The sequence below is a fragment of the Streptococcus sp. SM5 genome, assembly GCF_027497975.1.
In genome coordinates this window covers 172,722-191,339 of sequence record NZ_JAJNSC010000005.1, presented here as the reverse complement: position 1 = coordinate 191,339, position 18,618 = coordinate 172,722, and the positions used below count along the sequence as shown (strand labels likewise).

The following is an 18,618-nucleotide window of genomic DNA, read 5'->3' as shown; positions in this document are numbered from 1 at the left end:
TTATGGTATGGCATCCTAAGATGGATGAATACATGGATAGTTTAGACGGACAATTGGATGAAATTAGCGAACGCTTAATTACACTTGGTGGCAAACCTTACTCTACTTTGACGGAGTTCCTTCAACACAGTGAAATTGAAGAAGAAGTTGGTGAATTCCGTAACGTTGAAGAAAGTTTAGAGCGTGTTCTATCTATTTATCGTTACCTCATCACACTCTTCCAAAAAGCATTGGATGTAACTGATGAGGAAGGTGATGATGTTACTAATGATATCTTCGTTGGTGCTAAAGCAGAGCTTGAAAAAACAGTTTGGATGCTTGCCGCTGAATTAGGACAAGCACCAAGTTTGTAAAAAGCAATAGGTAAATAAAAAATCCGTAGATCATTTTCTACGGATTTTTCTCTCTTTGAGGGCATCCCAAAACAGTCTTTTTTAGAGATTTTTGATAAAATAGAACTACCAATGAAAAGGATGAAAGCATGACAAAGAAAATCGTAGCGATTTGGGCCCAAGACCAAAAGGGCTTAATCGGGAAAGAAGATCGTCTACCATGGCATTTGCCAGCAGAGTTAAAGCATTTTAAAGAAACAACCTTGAATCACGCTATTTTAATGGGGCGTGTAACTTTTGATGGAATGGGACGACGTTTATTACCAGGGCGTGAAACTCTGATTTTAACACGTAATCCAGAGGAAACGATTGATGGTGCTTTGGTTTTCCAGGATGTTAAGTCTGTATTAAGCTGGTACCAAAATCAAGAGAAAAATCTGTATATTCTCGGAGGAAAGCAGATTTTTCAGCTCTTTGAAGCCTATTTGGATGAGATTATCGTGACACAAATTCATGCTCAAGTTGAAGGTGATACCTATTTCCCAGAAGATTTTGACTTGACTGCATTTGAAACGGTTACTAGCAAGAGTTATGCTAAAGATGATAAGAATAATTATGATTTCACCATAGAATATAGAAAAAGAAAGGGAGTCTAATGGAGCGCAGTGTTTTTGGTTTTTTTACAGCTCTTTTGTGTGCTGTCTGCCTCATAGCTGGGGGACAAGCTTTTCGTAAAAAGCGATTTGGGCTTGCTGTTCTGCTATGGCTAAATGCTTTTACCAACTTGGTAAATAGTATTCATGCTTTTTATATGACCTTATTTTAGAGAGAATCAATGATTAGGACGGAAGGAAATCATGCCGACAAATAGAAAAAATGATATGATGGTTTATTGCTCATTTTGTGGCAAGAGCCAAGATGAAGTTAAAAAAATAATCGCTGGGAACAACGCCTTTATCTGTAATGAGTGTGTGGAGTTAGCCCAGGAAATCATTCGTGAGGAGTTAGCAGAGGAAGTCTTGGCAGACTTATCTGAGGTGCCAAAACCAATCGAACTCCTAAACATCTTGAACCACTATGTGATTGGTCAAGATCGTGCTAAACGTGCCTTGGCTGTTGCGGTTTATAACCACTACAAACGCATCAATTTCCACGACAATCGTGAAGAATCAGAAGATGTGGATCTACAAAAGTCTAATATTTTGATGATTGGCCCAACTGGATCTGGGAAGACTTTCCTTGCTCAAACCCTTGCTAGAAGTTTGAATGTACCTTTTGCCATTGCAGATGCAACAGCTCTTACTGAGGCTGGTTATGTAGGTGAGGACGTGGAAAATATCCTCCTCAAACTCTTGCAAGCTGCTGACTTTAACATCGAACGTGCAGAACGTGGGATTATCTACGTTGATGAAATAGATAAGATTGCCAAGAAAGGTGAGAATGTTTCCATCACACGTGATGTTTCTGGCGAAGGTGTTCAACAAGCCCTTCTTAAGATTATCGAAGGTACAGTAGCAAGTGTGCCTCCACAAGGTGGACGTAAGCATCCGCAACAAGAGATGATCCAAGTAGATACCAAAAATATTCTCTTCATTGTAGGTGGTGCCTTTGATGGGATCGAGGAAATTGTCAAACAGCGTTTGGGTGAAAAAGTCATTGGTTTTGGCCAAAACAATAAAGCTATTGATGAGAACAGCTCTTACATGCAAGAAATCATCGCCGAGGATATTCAAAAGTTTGGAATTATTCCTGAGTTGATTGGACGTTTGCCTGTCTTTGCTGCACTTGAGCAGTTGACTGTAGATGATTTGGTTCGCATATTGAAGGAACCAAGAAATGCCTTGGTTAAACAATATCAGACCTTGCTTTCATATGACGATGTTGAGCTTGAATTTGACGATGAGGCCCTTCAGGAAATTGCTAACAAAGCTATTGAACGCAAAACTGGTGCCCGTGGTCTTCGATCTATCATCGAAGAAACCATGTTAGATATCATGTTTGAAGTACCAAGTAAGGAAGATGTGAAAACAGTACGTATCACAAAAGCAGCAGTAGATGGAACGGACAAACCGATCCTCGAAACAGCCTAGAGGTGATTATGGAAATCAATACACATAATGCAGAGATTTTACTGAGTGCGGCAAACAAGTCACACTATCCACAGGATGAACTTCCAGAGATTGCCCTTGCAGGTCGTTCGAACGTTGGTAAGTCTAGTTTTATCAACACCATGCTTAATCGCAAGAATTTAGCTCGGACGTCAGGGAAACCTGGTAAAACTCAGTTGCTAAACTTCTTTAATATTGACGATAAAATGCGATTTGTAGATGTTCCTGGCTATGGTTATGCGCGAGTTTCTAAAAAAGAACGTGAAAAATGGGGGCGTATGATCGAGGAATACTTGACTACTCGTGAAAATCTTCGTGCGGTAGTTAGTCTAGTGGACCTACGCCATGATCCTTCTGCTGATGATGTACAAATGTACGAGTTTCTCAAATATTATGAGATTCCAGTTATCGTTGTGGCTACCAAAGCTGATAAGATTCCACGTGGTAAGTGGAACAAGCACGAATCAGCCGTTAAAAAGAAATTGAACTTTGATCCTAGTGATGACTTTATTCTATTCTCATCTGTAAGTAAGGAAGGAATGGAAAAAGCTTGGGACGCTATTTTAGAGAAAATATGAGGAAAATGAATGGCTAGAACAATTCATACAGATAAAGCCCCAAAGGCTATCGGACCGTACGTTCAAGGGAAAATCGTCGGTAATCTACTATTTGCGAGTGGTCAAGTTCCTCTATCTCCCGAAACTGGGGAGATTGTGGGGGAGACTATTCAAGAGCAAACAGAGCAGGTCTTGAAAAACATTGCTGCCATTTTGGCAGAAGCTGGAACTAATTTTGACCATGTTGTTAAAACAACCTGTTTCTTAAGTGACATGAACGACTTTGTTCCTTTTAATGAGGTCTACCAAACTGCTTTTAAAGAAGAGTTTCCAGCTCGCTCAGCTGTGGAAGTAGCGCGTCTGCCTCGCGATGTTAAGATTGAAATTGAAGTAATCGCAGAGATTGGATAAGCTATTTGAAGTTTGGTTCTTCCAAACTTCTTTTGATATAAGGAGATTATGATGACAAAGAAACAACTTCACCTTGTAATTGTGACGGGGATGAGTGGTGCAGGGAAAACTGTGGCCATTCAATCCTTTGAAGATTTAGGGTATTTTACAATCGATAATATGCCCCCTGCTCTCTTACCAAAATTTATTCAGTTGGTAGAGACAAAAAATGACGACCACAAGTTAGCCTTGGTCGTGGATATGAGAAGTCGCTCTTTCTTTTCAGAGATTCAGTTGGTTCTTGATGAGATAGAAAATCAAGAAGACTTAGACTTCAAGATTCTCTTTTTAGATGCTGCTGATAAGGAATTGGTTGCACGTTATAAGGAAACAAGAAGAAGTCACCCTCTTGCAGCAGATGGTCGTATTTTGGATGGGATTAAGTTAGAGCGAGAGTTATTGGCTCCGCTAAAAAATATGAGCCAGAATGTTGTTGATACTACAGAATTGACACCTCGTGAACTTCGTAAAACCATTGCGGAACAGTTTTCAGATCAAGAGCAAAGTCAGTCCTTCCGTATCGAGGTTATGTCTTTTGGATTTAAATATGGTATTCCGATAGATGCTGATTTGGTTTTTGATGTTCGCTTCTTGCCAAATCCCTACTATCTGCCAGAACTCCGTAATCAAACAGGTGTAGATCAAGCTGTCTATGACTATGTTATGAAGCACGAAGAATCAGAGTCCTTTTATAGTCACCTGTTAGCCTTGATTGAACCAATCCTACCAGGTTATCAAAAAGAAGGAAAATCTGTTTTGACGATTGCTATTGGTTGTACTGGTGGTCAACACAGAAGTGTTGCTTTTGCGAAACGATTGGCTAATGATTTAGCTAAAAAGTGGCCCGTCAACGAGAGTCATCGTGATAAAGATCGAAGAAAGGAAACGGTAAACCGTTCATGAGAAAACCAAAAATTACGGTGATTGGTGGAGGAACAGGGATTCCTGTTATCCTAAAAAGTTTACGGGAAAAAGATGTCGAAATTGCAGCCATTGTAACAGTAGCAGATGATGGAGGTTCATCAGGCGAACTAAGAAAAAACATCCAACAATTAACACCTCCTGGAGATCTTCGAAATGTCCTCGTAGCCATGTCTGATATGCCAAAGTTTTATGAGAAAGTATTTCAGTATCGCTTTTCTGATGAGGCAGGTGCTTTTGCTGGTCATCCACTGGGGAACATTATTATTGCAGGCTTATCAGAGATGCAAGGTTCAACTTATAATGCTATGCAATTACTGAGTAAGTTTTTCCATACGACTGGGAAGATTTATCCCTCTAGTGACCATCCTCTGACCCTTCATGCTGTCTTTAAAGATGGGACAGAAGTGTCTGGTGAAAGTCATATTGCTGATCATCCGGGGATGATTGACTATGTCTATGTATCAAATACACTCGATGATGAAAAGCCGCAAGCTAGCCGCCGAGTTGTGAATACCATTCTTGAAAGTGATATGATTGTTTTAGGACCAGGATCACTTTTTACATCAATCTTACCAAATATTGTTATTGAAGAAATTGGACAGGCTCTTTTAGAAACTAAGGCAGAAGTTGCCTATGTCTGCAATATCATGACTCAACGTGGAGAAACGGAACGATTTACCGACAGTGACCATGTCGAGGTCTTGCAGAGACATCTTGGTAGACCTTTTATTGATACTGTCTTGGTTAATATTGAAAAAGTTCCAAGAGACTATATGGATACCAACCTTTTTGACGAATATTTAGTGCAGGTTGAACATGACTTTGAAGGCTTGCGAAAGCAAGTTCCTCGTGTGATTTCGTCTAATTTCCTTCGCTTGGAAAACGGTGGTGCTTTTCACGATGGTGACTTGATTGTAGATGAATTGATGCGAATTATACAGGTAAGAAAATGAGTTTTACAGTTGCAGTAAAAGAAGAAATTCTCCGTCGACATCATTTGAGTCGACAGGAACTTTCAGCCATTATAAAGATGTCTGGGAGCATAGGTTTGTCTTCTTCAGGATTAACTTTATCGGTTATAACAGAGAATCCTAAATTAGCTCGACATCTCTATGAATCTTTTTTATACTTTTATGAAATTAAGTCGGAGGTTCGTCACCATCAAAGAAATAATCTCCGTAAGAATCGTGTTTATACTGTTTATACAGATGAGCGGGTGCAAGAAATCTTGAGTGACTTGCATCTAGCTGATTCTTTCTTTGGGCTAGAAACAGGGATTGCGCCTGAAATTCTAGCTGATGAAGAAGCAGGGCGTGCCTATCTCCGTGGAGCTTTTTTGGCAAACGGGAGTATTCGAGATCCGGAATCAGGGAAGTATCAGCTTGAAATCAGTTCAGTATACTTAGATCATGCTCAAGGGATTGCTTCACTCCTCCAGCATTTTTTACTAGATGCCAAAGTAATCGAACGAAAAAAAGGTGCAGTAACCTATCTTCAACGTGCGGAGGACATCATGGACTTTCTCATCGTCATTGGAGCTATGGAGGCGCGTGATACTTTTGAAGGTGTCAAAATCTTACGAGAAACTCGGAATGACCTCAACCGTGCCAATAATGCAGAGACTGCAAATATTGCTCGAACTATATCTGCCAGTATGAAGACTATTAATAATATTAGTAAAATTAATGATAGAATTGGTTTGGATAATATACCCGCTGATTTGCAGGAAGTAGCTCGTTTGCGTATTCTACATCCAGACTATTCTATCCAGCAGTTGGCAGATAGTCTTAGCAATCCAATGACCAAGAGTGGTGTTAATCATAAACTAAGGAAATTAAACAAACTAGCCGACGAATTATAAAAAGAACCACGAATCAAGTATTCGTGGTTTTTTTGTTATAAACTGGTTGAGTGTTTGGGTTGTACTTTTTGTTCGGGGTCAATGTAGTTAATAGCATTGTTAACTGCAGTAGGTGCTTCACCTAGACCTGTGGCAATCAAGTCAATCTTACCTTCATAGTAGCAGCAGTCACCGATTGCGTAAATTCCAGCTTGGCTAGATTCTTGCTTGCTATTTACGATAATCTTATGACGATTGAGTTCTAATCCCCAATTTTTAAGGTTACCGACAGAAGATTTAAATCCATAATTGACAAAAAGATGGTCAAGCTCGATAAGCTCAGTTTGGTCTGATTTAACTTTAGAAATTTCCAATTTTTCAAGAGTTTGTCCATCACCCGTAAGTTGACTTGGGATAAATGGTGTTTTGATGGTAACAGATGATTCTTGCAAAGCTTTCACACTGTGTTCAAGGGCACGGAAATTATCTCGACGGTGAACAAGAGTGGTCGGAGCAATTTTTTCAAAAGCTATAGCCCAGTCGACGGCAGAATCACCACCTCCAAGAATGGTTACTTTCTGTCCAGCATATTGCTGAATATTAGAAACATGATAGTGGATGTTCTCATAAGTTTCAGCACCTTCTAATTCCAGTGTACGTGGCTTAAAGGCTCCTCCCCCCATGGCAATAATGACAGTTTTTGTGAGGTGACTTCCTTTGTTGGTCTTGATGCTAAAATGGTCATCTTCCTTTTTAATATCCATGACAGTTTCATTTAGATGAATAGCTGTTTCAAAGGTATTGAGTTGTTCAATCAAACGACTTGTCAATTCTTCTCCAGTTAGATTTGGAAAACCAGGAACATCAAGGATTTGTTTTTCAGGGTAGAGAATAGCGGGTTGACCACCTAGTTGTGGAAGAGAGTCGATAATTTGGACCTTGGCTTGACGTAGATGAGCATAGAATGCAGCAAACAGACCTACAGGACCACCTCCAACGATGGTAATGTCATAGAGTTGAGACATGGTTTCTCCTTTGTGTTTTCTATTTTCTTATTCTATCATATTTTCCGACAATGTAAAATAATGTAGGATGAAGAAAATTTTTACAGAAAATGATATAATGAAGAGAAGCTTTTTTAACGTGGAGGAGACCTTGGATGAATTTCCAACAATTATCTAATCCCCAATACTGGTCTAGTTTATTTTCCAGTCCCTGGAGTATAGTGATCAATCTAATAGATATTTTGATTGTTACTTATATCTTATATCAGTTTACAAAATCAATCGCAGGAACTAAAATCATGATTCTAGTTCGTGGGGTGTTAGTCTTTATTTTAGCTCAAATATTAGCAAATTTTTTGGGTTTAACGACTATTTCTTGGCTGATTAACCAATTGATTACTTATGGGGTTATTGCTGCGGTTGTCATTTTTTCTCCTGAAATTCGGACGGGATTAGAACGATTAGGTCGTGCAACAGATTTCTTCACTAATACTCCAATTAGCAAAGAAGAACAAATGATTCGTGCTTTCGTCAAATCAGTCGAATACATGAGTCCTCGTAAAATAGGTGCTTTGGTAGCTGTTCAACGTGTCAGAACCTTACAAGAATATATTTCGACTGGGATTCCTCTTGATGCAAAAATTTCAGCAGAACTTTTGATTAATATTTTTATTCCTAATACTCCTTTGCACGATGGTGCAGTAATTGTTAAGGGAGAACGGATAGCTGTAACTTCAGCCTATCTACCTTTGACTGAAAATACAGGAATTTCAAAAGAATTTGGTACTCGTCACCGTGCTGCGATTGGTTTATCAGAAGTTTCTGATGCTCTCACCTTTGTTGTTTCAGAAGAAACTGGTGGCATTTCTATTACTCATAACGGTGTCTTCAAACACGATCTGACCATTGAAGAGTTTGAAGCAGAATTGCGAAAAATTCTTGTCCCGGTGGCCACACAAGAGGTAAGCCTGATAGAACGTGTACTAGGAGGTTGGAAACATGAAAAGAAATAGTCTTTATATTATCTCCTCTCTCCTATTTGCATGTATTTTATTTGTGTATGCAACGTCTATCAATTATCAAAATAATAGTAATGCTAGAACAACGAAGACAGAAACTTATACAAATACAGTTTTAAATGTACCTATTGATATACAATATGATAGTGACCAGTATTTTATCAGTGGCTTTAGTTCAGAGGTTACTGTCTTTTTAACAGGATCAAATCGAGTTACGTTAGCCAGTGAAATGAAAGAAAGTACACGTAAGTTTAAAGTAACAGCCGACTTGACTCAAGCTACAGAAGGAACTATTGAAGTTCCCTTAACGATTGAGAATCTTCCTAGTGGACTGACTGCAGTTGCAACCCCTCAGAAAATAACAGTTAAGATTGGGAAGAAAGTCACACGAGAAAACGTTCCAGTCATACCACAGATTGACTATAGTCAAATTGATGACAGCATCATCGTTGATAGTGTCATTATTTCAAATCAACGGGTCTCAGTAACAAGTGATGAGGATACCTTATCTAAAATTGATAAGATTGTTGCTATGTTACCAACTAGCGAGAGACTAACTGGGAACTATTCAGATTCCGTACCTTTACAAGCTGTAGATAAAAACGGAACAGTTCTCCCTGTTGTAATTACTCCGTTTGAGACAACAATGAAAGTTGTAACAAGACCAGTAAAAAATACTAACAGTGCAACGACTACAACTCATTCATCTACAACGAGTTCGGATGTAAATACAGATACTTCGAAAAAAGAACAATAAAAATTTCTTAGAAAAGGATAATAACCATGGGTAAATATTTTGGAACGGACGGTGTCCGTGGAGAAGCTAATGTAGAATTAACGCCAGAATTGGCCTTTAAACTAGGTCGTTTTGGGGGCTATGTTCTTAGTCAGCATGCGACAGAAGCACCAAAAGTTTTTGTAGGGCGTGATACACGTATTTCAGGTGAGATGCTAGAATCAGCTCTAATTGCGGGTCTACTTTCAGTAGGAATCCACGTATACAAACTTGGTGTTCTCGCAACTCCAGCAGTTGCCTACCTAGTTAAAACGGAAGGGGCTAGTGCAGGTGTTATGATTTCAGCAAGCCACAACCCAGCCCTTGATAACGGTATTAAATTCTTTGGTGGTGATGGCTTTAAACTGGATGATGATAAGGAAGCAGAAATCGAAGCTTTGCTGGATGCGAGTGAAGATACTCTTCCACGTCCAAGTGCAGAAGGTTTGGGTTCTGTTGTTGATTATCCAGAAGGATTACGCAAGTATGAAGGATATTTAGTTTCAACAGGAACTCCACTTGAAGGAATGAAGGTAGCCTTGGATACTGCTAATGGTGCAGCTTCAACAAGTGCTCGTCAAATTTTTGCAGATTTGGGAGCTCAATTGACTATTATTGGGGAGACTCCAGATGGTCTTAATATCAACTTGAATGTTGGTTCCACACATCCTGAGGCTTTGCAAGAGCTCGTGAAAGAAAGTCAGTCAGCTATTGGTTTAGCTTTTGATGGAGATAGCGACCGTCTGATTGCGGTTGATGAAAATGGTGAGATTGTCGATGGTGACAGAATTATGTACATCATCGGGAAATATCTATCCGAAAAAGGCCAGTTGGCTCAAAATACGATTGTAACAACAGTCATGTCTAACTTAGGTTTCCATAAGGCGCTCGATCGCGAAGGTATTAACAAAGCTGTTACTGCAGTTGGAGATCGTTACGTAGTTGAAGAAATGAGAAAGTCTGGCTACAACCTTGGAGGTGAGCAGTCAGGTCACGTCATCCTGATGGATTACAATACGACTGGAGATGGTCAATTATCAGCTGTTCAATTAACTAAAATCATGAAGGAAACAGGTAAGAGCTTGTCTCAGTTGGCTTCAGAAGTAACTATCTATCCGCAAAAGCTAGTTAATATTCGTGTAGAGAATGCCATGAAGGAAAAAGCTATGGAAGTTCCTGATATCAAGGAAATTATTGAAAAAATGGAAGAAGAGATGGCAGGAAATGGCCGTATTCTCGTTCGTCCAAGCGGAACAGAGCCACTCTTACGTGTTATGGCAGAAGCACCTACAACAGAAGCAGTAGATTACTATGTGGACACTATTGCTGCGGTTGTTAAAGATGAGATTGGAATTTAGATAAATCAGCAGAATATTTGGAAATATGGTACAATGTCAAAGTAAATTGTATCAATGGAGATAAACATGAATTTAAAACGTGAACAAGAATTTGTCAGTCAGTATCATTTTGATGCTCGTAATTTCGAATGGGAAAACGAAAATGGTGTTCCTGAAACAAAGGTTGATGTCAATTTTCAATTACTTCAACATGATCAAGAAAATCAAGTAACTTCTCTAATCGTTATTTTGAGCTTTATGATTGTTTTTGATAAATTTGTGATTAGTGGAACAATTTCTCAAGTAAACCACGTAGAAGGTCGTATTGTTGATCAACCAAGTGAATTTAGCCAGGAAGAAGTTGAAAAGCTTGCACGCCCATGTTTAGACATGCTAAATCGCTTGACTTATGAAGTAACTGAAATCGCCCTAGATTTACCAGGAATTAATTTGGAGTTTTAAAAAATGAAATTAGCGGTCATAACAGACTCATCTGCTTTTCTACAAGCGGAAACCTTGCGGAAAGAAGATTTATTTGTGCTTGACATTCCTGTGAATATCGACGGACAGGAGTATGTTGAAGGTGTAAATCTAACCGCTCAAGAATTTTATGAAAAAATGGCTCGTTCATCTGAACTACCTAAAACCAGTCAACCAAGTATTGCAAAGCTAGATGAAATACTAAGTTCTTTGAAAGGACAAGGTTACACTCATGCTTTAGGACTCTTCTTGTCGTCTGGTATTTCAGGATTTTATCAAAACATTCAATATATGAAGGATGAATTTGAAGGGTTAACCATTGCTTTTCCTGATACACGAATTACGAGTGCCCCTTTAGGGTTTATGGTTGAAAGTGTGTTTCAATGGGTAGAACAAGGTGAAGATTTCAACTCTATCTTGGAAAAACTGGATATACAAATCACTAAAACTTCTGCCTTTATTATGGTGGATGACCTTGACCATCTGGTCAAGGGTGGACGCTTATCCAACGGAGCAGCTATTTTAGGAAATCTTCTTAGTATCAAGCCTATTCTTTACTTTAATGACCAAGGTGTCATTGAAGTTTATGAAAAAGTTCGTACGGAAAAGAAGGCAACCAAACGTTTGGTAGAAATTATCAAAGAGTTGACAAAAGATGGAGACTACCGTATTACGGTCATTCATGGAAATGCTCCTGAAAAAGCAGAGGAATTGCGTCAGCAGTTACTTGAAAGTGGAGTAACAAGTAATATTGAAATAGCGACCATCGGTAGTGTGATTGGAACCCACCTTGGTGAAGGTAGTATCGCTCTGAGCTACACTCCAATTGTATAGTCTCGTAATGTGGGCAGCTAACGCCCTTTGTATCTTAGATAGGAGTAAAGATGAGTATACGAGTGATTATTGCTGGATTTAAGGGAAGAATGGGCCAAGCTGCTTGTCAGATGGTTTTGTCTGATCCTGGACTGGAACTAGTAGCCGTTTTGGATCCTTTTGAATCTGCATCTGAGTGGCAAGGAATTCCTGTTTTCAATAATAAAAATGACTTGGCAGGTTTTGATGCCCATGTTTGGGTGGATTTTACAACGCCAGCCGTTGCCTACGAAAATACACGATTTGCTCTTGAAAATGGTTTTGCTCCAGTGGTAGGAACAACAGGTTTCACGACAGAAGAAATTGCAGAACTTAAAAATTTATCTCGCAGTCAAAAGCTTGGTGGCTTGATTGCTCCAAACTTTGCCTTGGGTGCTGTCTTGCTCATGCAATTTGCAGTACAAGCAGCTAAATATTTCCCAAATGTGGAGATTATTGAACTCCACCATGACAAGAAAAAAGATGCGCCGAGCGGGACAGCTATTAAAACAGCTGAGTTGATGGCTCAAGTTCGTGAGTCTATTCAACAAGGTGCTTGTGATGAGGAAGAACTCATTGCGGGAGCACGTGGAGCTAATTTTGATGGTATGCGAATCCATTCGGTTCGTTTACCAGGTCTGGTAGCTCATCAAGAGGTCATTTTTGGAAATCAAGGAGAGGGATTGACTCTGCGTCATGACTCCTATGATCGTAGCTCCTTCATGACAGGGGTGAATTTGGGAATCAAAGAAGTTGTCAAGCGTCATGAGCTTGTCTATGGATTAGAACACATACTATGAAATTAACAAAAATGCCTTCTGAATTTCAGAAGGCTTTACCAGTATTAGAAAAAATTAAAGAAGCAGGATTTGAGGCTTATTTTGTGGGTGGGTCCGTTAGGGATGCCCTTCTTAACCGCTCCATCCATGATGTGGATATTGCGACTTCATCTTATCCAGAAGAGACCAAGCAGATTTTTCCACGCACAGCTGATATCGGTATTGAGCATGGTACTGTTTTGGTTTTAGACGGAGATGAAGAGTACGAAGTTACCACTTTTCGAACAGAAGATGTCTATGTAGACTATCGGAGACCAAGTTCTGTTTCTTTTGTTCGTTCACTGGAAGAAGACCTTAAGCGCCGAGATTTCACAGTCAATGCCTTTGCCTTGGACGAGACAGGGGAAATCATCGATTTATTTGATGGTCTCAAAGATTTAGAAAATCAAGTCCTGAGAGCGGTTGGAGTCGCCAGTGAGCGTTTCAACGAAGATGCCCTGCGTATTATGCGTGGATTTCGTTTTCAGGCTAGTCTTGGTTTTGAACTCGAGCAAGAAACGTTTGAAGCGATGAAGGCCTTAACGTCGCTCTTGGAGAAGATTTCTGTGGAACGCACCTTTGTCGAGTTTGATAAGCTTTTACTGGCTCCCTACTGGCGAGTAGGCTTATCTTCTATGATTGCAAGCAAAGCTTATGATTATCTTCCAGATATGGTAGGCAGTCAGGAGAAACTCCAGTCTTTGTTTGATTTAGAGGGTAATTTCACTTTTGAATCTTCTGAACAAGCTTGGGCAGCACTTTTATGGGTTTTAGAAGTAGAAGATGCTCAAAAGTTTTTGAAACATTGGAAGACTTCACGCCAATTTGCTAAGCAGGTAAAGGATTTGCTGTCTATTTTAGCTCTCCGAGAAGAAGGGGAGCTAGGTAAACGTGATTGTTACCGTTTTGATTTGGACTTGCTTCTACAGGCTGAAAATCTTCGCAGAGCTCAAGGAAAAGAAGTCAATCCGCAAGCAATCACAGAAACATACAAGAGCTTGACTATTCATGATAAGAAAGAGATGCAAATCAATGGTGGTATTCTTATCAAAGAATACGGTTACCAACCAGGGCCAGAATTGGGAGATGTTTTAGAAGAAATTGAGTACGCTATTGTGGATGGTGCTCTAGATAATGAAGTGGAAGCTATCCATGCATACTTAAGGGAGAGAAAATGAGTGATTTTATCGTTGAAAAACTAAGTAAATCTGTTGGTGATAAGACTGTCTTTAAGGATATTTCCTTTATCATTCATGATTTGGATAGAATCGGTCTTATCGGTGTCAACGGAACCGGGAAAACGACTCTTTTAGATGTTCTTTCAGGAGTTTCAGGTTTCGATGGTGATGTTAGCCCTTTTTCAGCAAAGAGTGATTACAAGATAGGCTACCTGACTCAAAATCCCGATTTTGATGACAGTAAGACTGTCTTGGATACTGTTTTATCCAGTGACCTCAAAGAAATCCAGTTGATTCGGGAGTATGAACTGCTTATGCTCAACTACAGTGAGGACAAGCAGGCGCGTCTAGAACGGGTCATGGCGGAGATGGATTCTCTCCAAGCATGGGAAATCGAAAGTCAGGTCAAGACTGTTCTCAGTAAACTAGGCATTCAAGAATTATCAACTCCTGTTGGAGCTTTGTCGGGTGGTCTTCGTAGACGGGTTCAATTGGCGCAAGTGCTTTTAGGAAATCATGATCTCTTGCTTCTTGATGAACCTACCAACCACTTGGATATTGCGACCATTGAATGGTTAACTCTCTTTTTGAAAAATTCCAAGAAAACAGTGTTATTTATCACTCACGATCGCTATTTCCTGGATGCTCTTTCTACGCGTATCTTTGAGTTGGACAGAGCAGGTTTGACAGAATATCAAGGAAATTACCAAGATTATGTCCGTCTCAAGGCAGAACAGGATGAACGCGATGCAGCTCTTCTTCACAAAAAGGAACAACTTTACAAACAAGAATTGGCTTGGATGAGACGACAACCTCAAGCTCGTGCGACCAAGCAACAAGCTCGTATCAATCGATTCCATGACTTGAAAAAGGAAGTTTCAGATACTAGCATTGAGACAGACTTGAGCATGAATTTTGAAACTAGCCGTATCGGTAAAAAAGTTATCGAGTTTAAGGATGTTTCATTTGCCTATGACGATAAACCGATTCTGCAACATTTTAATCTTTTGGTCCAAGCCAAAGACCGTATCGGAATCGTCGGGGACAATGGTGTTGGGAAGTCAACCCTTCTTAATCTTATTGCAGGAAGTCTTGAACCTACTGAAGGACAAGTTATCATCGGTGAAACGGTACGTATCGCTTATTTCTCTCAACAAATTGAAGGTTTAGATGAAAGTAAGCGGGTTATCAATTACCTGCAGGAAGTGGCAGAAGAGGTTAAGACTAGCGGTGGTACTACGACATCCATTGCAGAATTACTAGAACAATTTCTTTTCCCTCGTTCAACGCACGGTACCTTGATTGAGAAGCTGTCAGGTGGAGAGAAGAAGCGTCTGTACCTCCTCAAATTACTCCTTGAAAAACCCAATGTGCTTCTCTTAGATGAACCGACAAATGACCTAGACATTGCGACCTTAACAGTTCTAGAAAATTTCTTACAAGGTTTTGCAGGACCAGTCTTGACAGTTAGTCACGACCGCTATTTCCTTGATAAGGTAGCAACTAAAATTCTCGCTTTTGAAGATGGGACCATCCGTCCTTTCTTTGGACATTACACAGACTACCTAGATGAAAAGGCCTTTGAAGCAGAAGCAGTAACACAAAGTCAAAAAGCTGAGAAGGAAAAGGTAGTCAAGGTCCGTGAAGAAAAGAAACGGATGACCTACCAAGAAAAGCAGGAGTGGGCAAGTATTGAAGGTGACATCGAAGCCTTGGAAAACCGCATCTCTTCTATAGAGGAAGAAATGCTAGCAAATGGTTCTGACTTTGGGAAACTAGCTACCCTTCAAAAAGAGTTAGACGAGAAAAATGAAGACTTGCTGGAAAAATATGAACGCTATGAATATTTAAGTGAGTTAGTATAATGGAAGAAACAATTATTAAATGGAGTAGTAAGAAAATCGTTTTGAGCCTTATTCTTTGCCTACTAGAATTGGCTCTTCTACTTTGGATCCTTTCGTTTTTGCTGAGCTATCCTGAAGAACCACCTATGGGATTGGTGGCTTTAATTCTCTTTATTGGTTTCTTAATCCTCATCGTTGGCTTCATTTTGTATCAACATTTGCTTCGGCTTTTTTCTGATAAAGAGTATTTAAAATGTACAGCTCAAGGATTTTCCTATAAACCATATCCAAAGAAAGACTGGCAGTTTTATTCCTGGGGACAGGTAGAAAAGTTTGCTCTCACGAGAATTAAGGGTAGTAGAAATGCAAGGGATTTTTATATTATTGAGGTTCAGTTTTATGACAAGGAACTTTTAAAATCCAACTCTTTCTGGAACCGTCTTCGAAGTAGATTTTCAAGTTCACAACATTCTAACGTTTTGAAAATCCCAATCTATTTGCTGGATGTTGGTTTGCCAGAGAGAGTATTTGAAACCATGTCTTACTTTGAGCGAGAGTGGCGCATCCAACAGAATCGTCAACGGAATCAAACTTCTAAAAGCAAAAGGAAGTAAAGATTTCATTGAGCGAGCGAACCTCCGAATTTTATGAAGGACTGAGAGGCTTGGAAGGATATTCCAAGGCTTCTTTCTATTTTGCTTTTCTAGGAATTATGGTATAATAGGGAGTAAAAACTTAAAAAGAAAGAAATGCTATGAACTTAAAAGATTACATTGCAAGTATTGAAAATTACCCACAAGAAGGAATTACTTTCCGTGATATTAGCCCATTGATGGCAGATGGAAATGCCTATAGCTACGCTGTTCGTGAAATTGTTCAATATGCTACTGACAAAAAGATTGATATGATCGTAGGACCAGAAGCACGTGGATTTATCGTTGGATGTCCAGTTGCTTTTGAGTTAGGAATTGGTTTTGCACCAGTGCGTAAACCTGGGAAATTACCACGTGAAGTTATTTCGGCTGACTACGAAAAAGAATATGGGGTTGACACCTTGACCATGCACGCAGATGCTATCAAACCAGGTCAACGTGTTCTGATCGTAGATGACCTCTTGGCAACAGGTGGTACTGTTAAAGCGACAATCGAAATGATTGAAAAATTAGGTGGTGTCGTAGCAGGTTGTGCCTTCTTGATTGAGCTTGATGAGCTAAAAGGTCGTGAAGCAATCGGAGATTACGACTATAAAGTTTTGATGCATTATTAATGAAAAACAGTCCTTAGGGCTGTTTTCTCGTCATTTGATATAAAATAAGGCTATATCTAGTTAGAGAAAAACTATAATTGAAAACTATACCTTCTTACAGTATAATAAAGGGAAGAAAGTTGCCATTTGGAAAATCCAATTGGTCATAACAGTTTAACACGTACCCAGGATTGATATTGTAAGGAGATTTCCATGCCGATTCGAATTGAAAAAAAATTACCAGCAGTCGATATTTTACGAACGGAAAATATTTTCGTCATGGATGACCAAAGGGCGGCTCACCAAGATATCCGACCCCTAAAAATTCTTATCTTAAATCTGATGCCCCAAAAAATTGTGACTGAGACACAACTTTTACGGCATTTGGCAAATACTCCACTCCAGTTGGATATTGATTTTTTGTATATGGAAAGTCACCAGTCAAAAACAACTCGTTCTGAGCATATGGAAACTTTTTATAAGACTTTTTCAGAGGTTAAAGAGGACTATTTTGATGGGATGATTATTACAGGAGCACCAGTAGAGCATCTACCTTTTGAGGAAGTGGACTACTGGGAGGAATTTACCAAAGTTATCGAATGGTCTAAGAGTCACGTCTTTTCAACTCTACATATTTGCTGGGGTGCCCAGGCAGGACTTTATTACCGTTATGGTGTGAAAAAATACAATATGGACAGAAAAATATCCGGAATATATCCTCAGGATGTTTTAAAAGATAGTCATTTGTTGTTGAGAGGTTTTGATGATTTATATGTCTCTCCGCATTCTAGACATACAGAGGTCCTAAAAGAAGATATTTTGAATCATACCAATTTAGAGATTTTAGCATCTGGTGATGAGGTTGGAGTATCAATCCTCGCTAGTAGAGATTTAAGAGAAGTTTATAGTTTTGGACATTTGGAGTATGATCGTGATACTCTTGCTAAAGAATACTTTAGAGATTTAGACGCTGGTTTAAACCCCCATATACCGGAAAATTATTTTAAAAATGATGATATCCATACTCGTCCCTGTATGCTGTGGAGTTCTTCAGCAGCTCTCTTTTTTAGTAACTGGGTGAATTATGCAGTATACCAGGAGACACCTTTTGACTGGAAGAGGGTAGAAGACGATGTTTCTCATTTTGGATATTTATAAGAGGAATTATGACATATTTAGATGCTTTTAAATCTGGAAATTTAGTTTTACCAAGCGCACTCTTGTTGCACTATAATCAACTCTTTTCATCCAGTGATGACTTTCTTGTTTGGCAATTTTTCTACTTGCAAAATACAACAGCTCTAGGAGAATTATCGCCTAGTCAAATTGCAGAAAAGATTGGCAAACAGGTCTTTGAAGTTAATCAAGCTATTTCAAGACTGACAGATAAAGGATTGCTCCAATATCGGACGATTGAACTCAATGGTGAAATAGAGGTTATTTTTGATGCGACTCTAGCTTTAGAACGTTTAGACCAGATTTTTGAAAAACAAGAATTCAATCAAGTACAACCTGTTCAAAATGATTTAAAGAGCTTAGTGGACACTTTCCAACAAGAACTGGGCCGTCTTTTGAGTCCATTTGAAATTGAAGATTTAGAAAAAAGTTTAAAAGAAGATGGAACTAGTGCTGACTTGATAAAAGAGGCCCTAAGAGAAGCTGTGTTGAATGGAAAACCAAATTGGAAGTATATCCAAGCTATTCTTCGCAACTGGCGTTATGAAGGGATTAAGAGTGTAGCTCAGGTTGAAGCTAAACGTCAAGAGAGAGAAGCGATGAATCCTCAAAATGTACAGGTCTCATCAGATTTCAAAAACGCTATGGATCTATGGAAAGACTAATAATGAATAATAA

General features: G+C 39.2%; 21 protein-coding genes. 20 read left to right on the top strand and 1 reads right to left on the bottom strand.

Annotation, left to right across the window (positions count from 1 at the left end; all coding sequences use genetic code 11):
• The 8 genes from PAN07_RS05810 to whiA form a co-directional block, all read left to right on the top strand.
• Positions 1 to 353: ferritin-like domain-containing protein (locus PAN07_RS05810; protein WP_269797477.1), on the top strand; the 353-nt coding region annotated here is incomplete at its 5' end.
• Positions 354 to 481: 128 nt separating this feature from the next.
• Positions 482 to 988 (top strand): dihydrofolate reductase, encoded by a 507-nt coding sequence (locus PAN07_RS05805; RefSeq protein ID WP_269797476.1) that lies wholly within the window; start codon positions 482 to 484, stop codon positions 986 to 988.
• A gap of 201 nt (positions 989 to 1,189) precedes the next feature.
• On the top strand, positions 1,190 to 2,422 hold the full coding sequence (gene clpX / locus PAN07_RS05800) for an ATP-dependent Clp protease ATP-binding subunit ClpX (RefSeq protein WP_269797475.1): 1,233 nt from the start codon (positions 1,190 to 1,192) through the stop codon (positions 2,420 to 2,422).
• Positions 2,423 to 2,430: 8 nt separating this feature from the next.
• Entirely contained in the window at positions 2,431 to 3,018 is a 588-nt protein-coding gene (gene yihA / locus PAN07_RS05795) for a ribosome biogenesis GTP-binding protein YihA/YsxC (protein ID WP_269797474.1), read from the top strand.
• Positions 3,019 to 3,027: 9 nt separating this feature from the next.
• The gene (locus tag PAN07_RS05790; RefSeq protein ID WP_269797473.1) at positions 3,028 to 3,408 is read left to right on the top strand and encodes a RidA family protein; all 381 of its coding nucleotides are present in this window, start codon (positions 3,028 to 3,030) and stop codon (positions 3,406 to 3,408) included.
• Positions 3,409 to 3,459: 51 nt separating this feature from the next.
• Positions 3,460 to 4,350 carry an RNase adapter RapZ gene (gene rapZ / locus PAN07_RS05785; protein ID WP_269797472.1) on the top strand — a complete coding sequence of 297 codons (891 nt, stop codon included), beginning with the start codon at positions 3,460 to 3,462 and terminating at the stop codon, positions 4,348 to 4,350.
• Entirely contained in the window at positions 4,347 to 5,324 is a 978-nt protein-coding gene (locus PAN07_RS05780) for a YvcK family protein (RefSeq protein ID WP_269797471.1), read from the top strand. Before rapZ ends, PAN07_RS05780 begins: the two co-directional genes overlap by 4 nt.
• Positions 5,321 to 6,232: a DNA-binding protein WhiA gene (gene whiA, locus PAN07_RS05775; RefSeq protein WP_269797470.1), complete on the top strand. Its 912-nt coding sequence runs from the start codon at positions 5,321 to 5,323 to the stop codon at positions 6,230 to 6,232. Before PAN07_RS05780 ends, whiA begins: the two co-directional genes overlap by 4 nt.
• A 35-nt stretch (positions 6,233 to 6,267) precedes the next feature.
• On the opposite strand, the gene PAN07_RS05770 is transcribed toward whiA, so the two are convergent.
• Entirely contained in the window at positions 6,268 to 7,236 is a 969-nt protein-coding gene (locus PAN07_RS05770; RefSeq protein WP_269797469.1) for an NAD(P)/FAD-dependent oxidoreductase, read from the bottom strand.
• A 134-nt stretch (positions 7,237 to 7,370) separates the two neighbouring features.
• Here PAN07_RS05770 and cdaA point away from each other — a divergent pair, with 134 nt between their 5' ends.
• The 12 genes from cdaA (at position 7,371) to PAN07_RS05710 (ending at position 18,605) form a co-directional block, all read left to right on the top strand.
• Positions 7,371 to 8,228, top strand: coding sequence for a diadenylate cyclase CdaA (gene cdaA / locus PAN07_RS05765; protein ID WP_269797468.1), 858 nt, complete (start codon positions 7,371 to 7,373; stop codon positions 8,226 to 8,228).
• On the top strand, positions 8,215 to 8,991 hold the full coding sequence (locus tag PAN07_RS05760; protein WP_269797467.1) for a CdaR family protein: 777 nt from the start codon (positions 8,215 to 8,217) through the stop codon (positions 8,989 to 8,991). Before cdaA ends, PAN07_RS05760 begins: the two co-directional genes overlap by 14 nt.
• A gap of 26 nt (positions 8,992 to 9,017) precedes the next feature.
• On the top strand, positions 9,018 to 10,367 hold the full coding sequence (glmM, locus tag PAN07_RS05755; protein WP_269797466.1) for a phosphoglucosamine mutase: 1,350 nt from the start codon (positions 9,018 to 9,020) through the stop codon (positions 10,365 to 10,367).
• Between the two features lie 66 nt (positions 10,368 to 10,433).
• Entirely contained in the window at positions 10,434 to 10,808 is a 375-nt protein-coding gene (locus PAN07_RS05750; protein WP_250306906.1) for a DUF1149 family protein, read from the top strand.
• 3 nt (positions 10,809 to 10,811) lie between these two features.
• Positions 10,812 to 11,660, top strand: coding sequence for a DegV family protein (locus PAN07_RS05745; RefSeq protein ID WP_269797465.1), 849 nt, complete (start codon positions 10,812 to 10,814; stop codon positions 11,658 to 11,660).
• 50 nt (positions 11,661 to 11,710) lie between these two features.
• Positions 11,711 to 12,478, top strand: a complete 768-nt coding sequence (gene dapB / locus PAN07_RS05740; RefSeq protein ID WP_269797464.1) for a 4-hydroxy-tetrahydrodipicolinate reductase — start codon at positions 11,711 to 11,713, stop codon at positions 12,476 to 12,478.
• Positions 12,475 to 13,674 carry a CCA tRNA nucleotidyltransferase gene (locus PAN07_RS05735; protein ID WP_269797463.1) on the top strand — a complete coding sequence of 400 codons (1,200 nt, stop codon included), beginning with the start codon at positions 12,475 to 12,477 and terminating at the stop codon, positions 13,672 to 13,674. Before dapB ends, PAN07_RS05735 begins: the two co-directional genes overlap by 4 nt.
• The gene (locus tag PAN07_RS05730) at positions 13,671 to 15,539 is read left to right on the top strand and encodes an ABC-F family ATP-binding cassette domain-containing protein (RefSeq protein ID WP_269797462.1); all 1,869 of its coding nucleotides are present in this window, start codon (positions 13,671 to 13,673) and stop codon (positions 15,537 to 15,539) included. Before PAN07_RS05735 ends, PAN07_RS05730 begins: the two co-directional genes overlap by 4 nt.
• A complete protein-coding gene (locus PAN07_RS05725; RefSeq protein WP_269797461.1) occupies positions 15,539 to 16,132 on the top strand; it encodes a hypothetical protein in 594 nt (197 codons plus the stop codon). The genes PAN07_RS05730 and PAN07_RS05725 overlap by 1 nt, the downstream gene beginning before the upstream one ends.
• A gap of 140 nt (positions 16,133 to 16,272) precedes the next feature.
• Positions 16,273 to 16,785: an adenine phosphoribosyltransferase gene (locus PAN07_RS05720; RefSeq protein WP_006154681.1), complete on the top strand. Its 513-nt coding sequence runs from the start codon at positions 16,273 to 16,275 to the stop codon at positions 16,783 to 16,785.
• Positions 16,786 to 16,977: 192 nt separating this feature from the next.
• The gene (gene metA / locus PAN07_RS05715; protein WP_269797460.1) at positions 16,978 to 17,922 is read left to right on the top strand and encodes a homoserine O-succinyltransferase; all 945 of its coding nucleotides are present in this window, start codon (positions 16,978 to 16,980) and stop codon (positions 17,920 to 17,922) included.
• Positions 17,923 to 17,930: 8 nt separating this feature from the next.
• Positions 17,931 to 18,605 (top strand): DnaD domain-containing protein, encoded by a 675-nt coding sequence (locus PAN07_RS05710; protein WP_269797459.1) that lies wholly within the window; start codon positions 17,931 to 17,933, stop codon positions 18,603 to 18,605.
• Positions 18,606 to 18,618 lie beyond the last annotated feature (13 nt).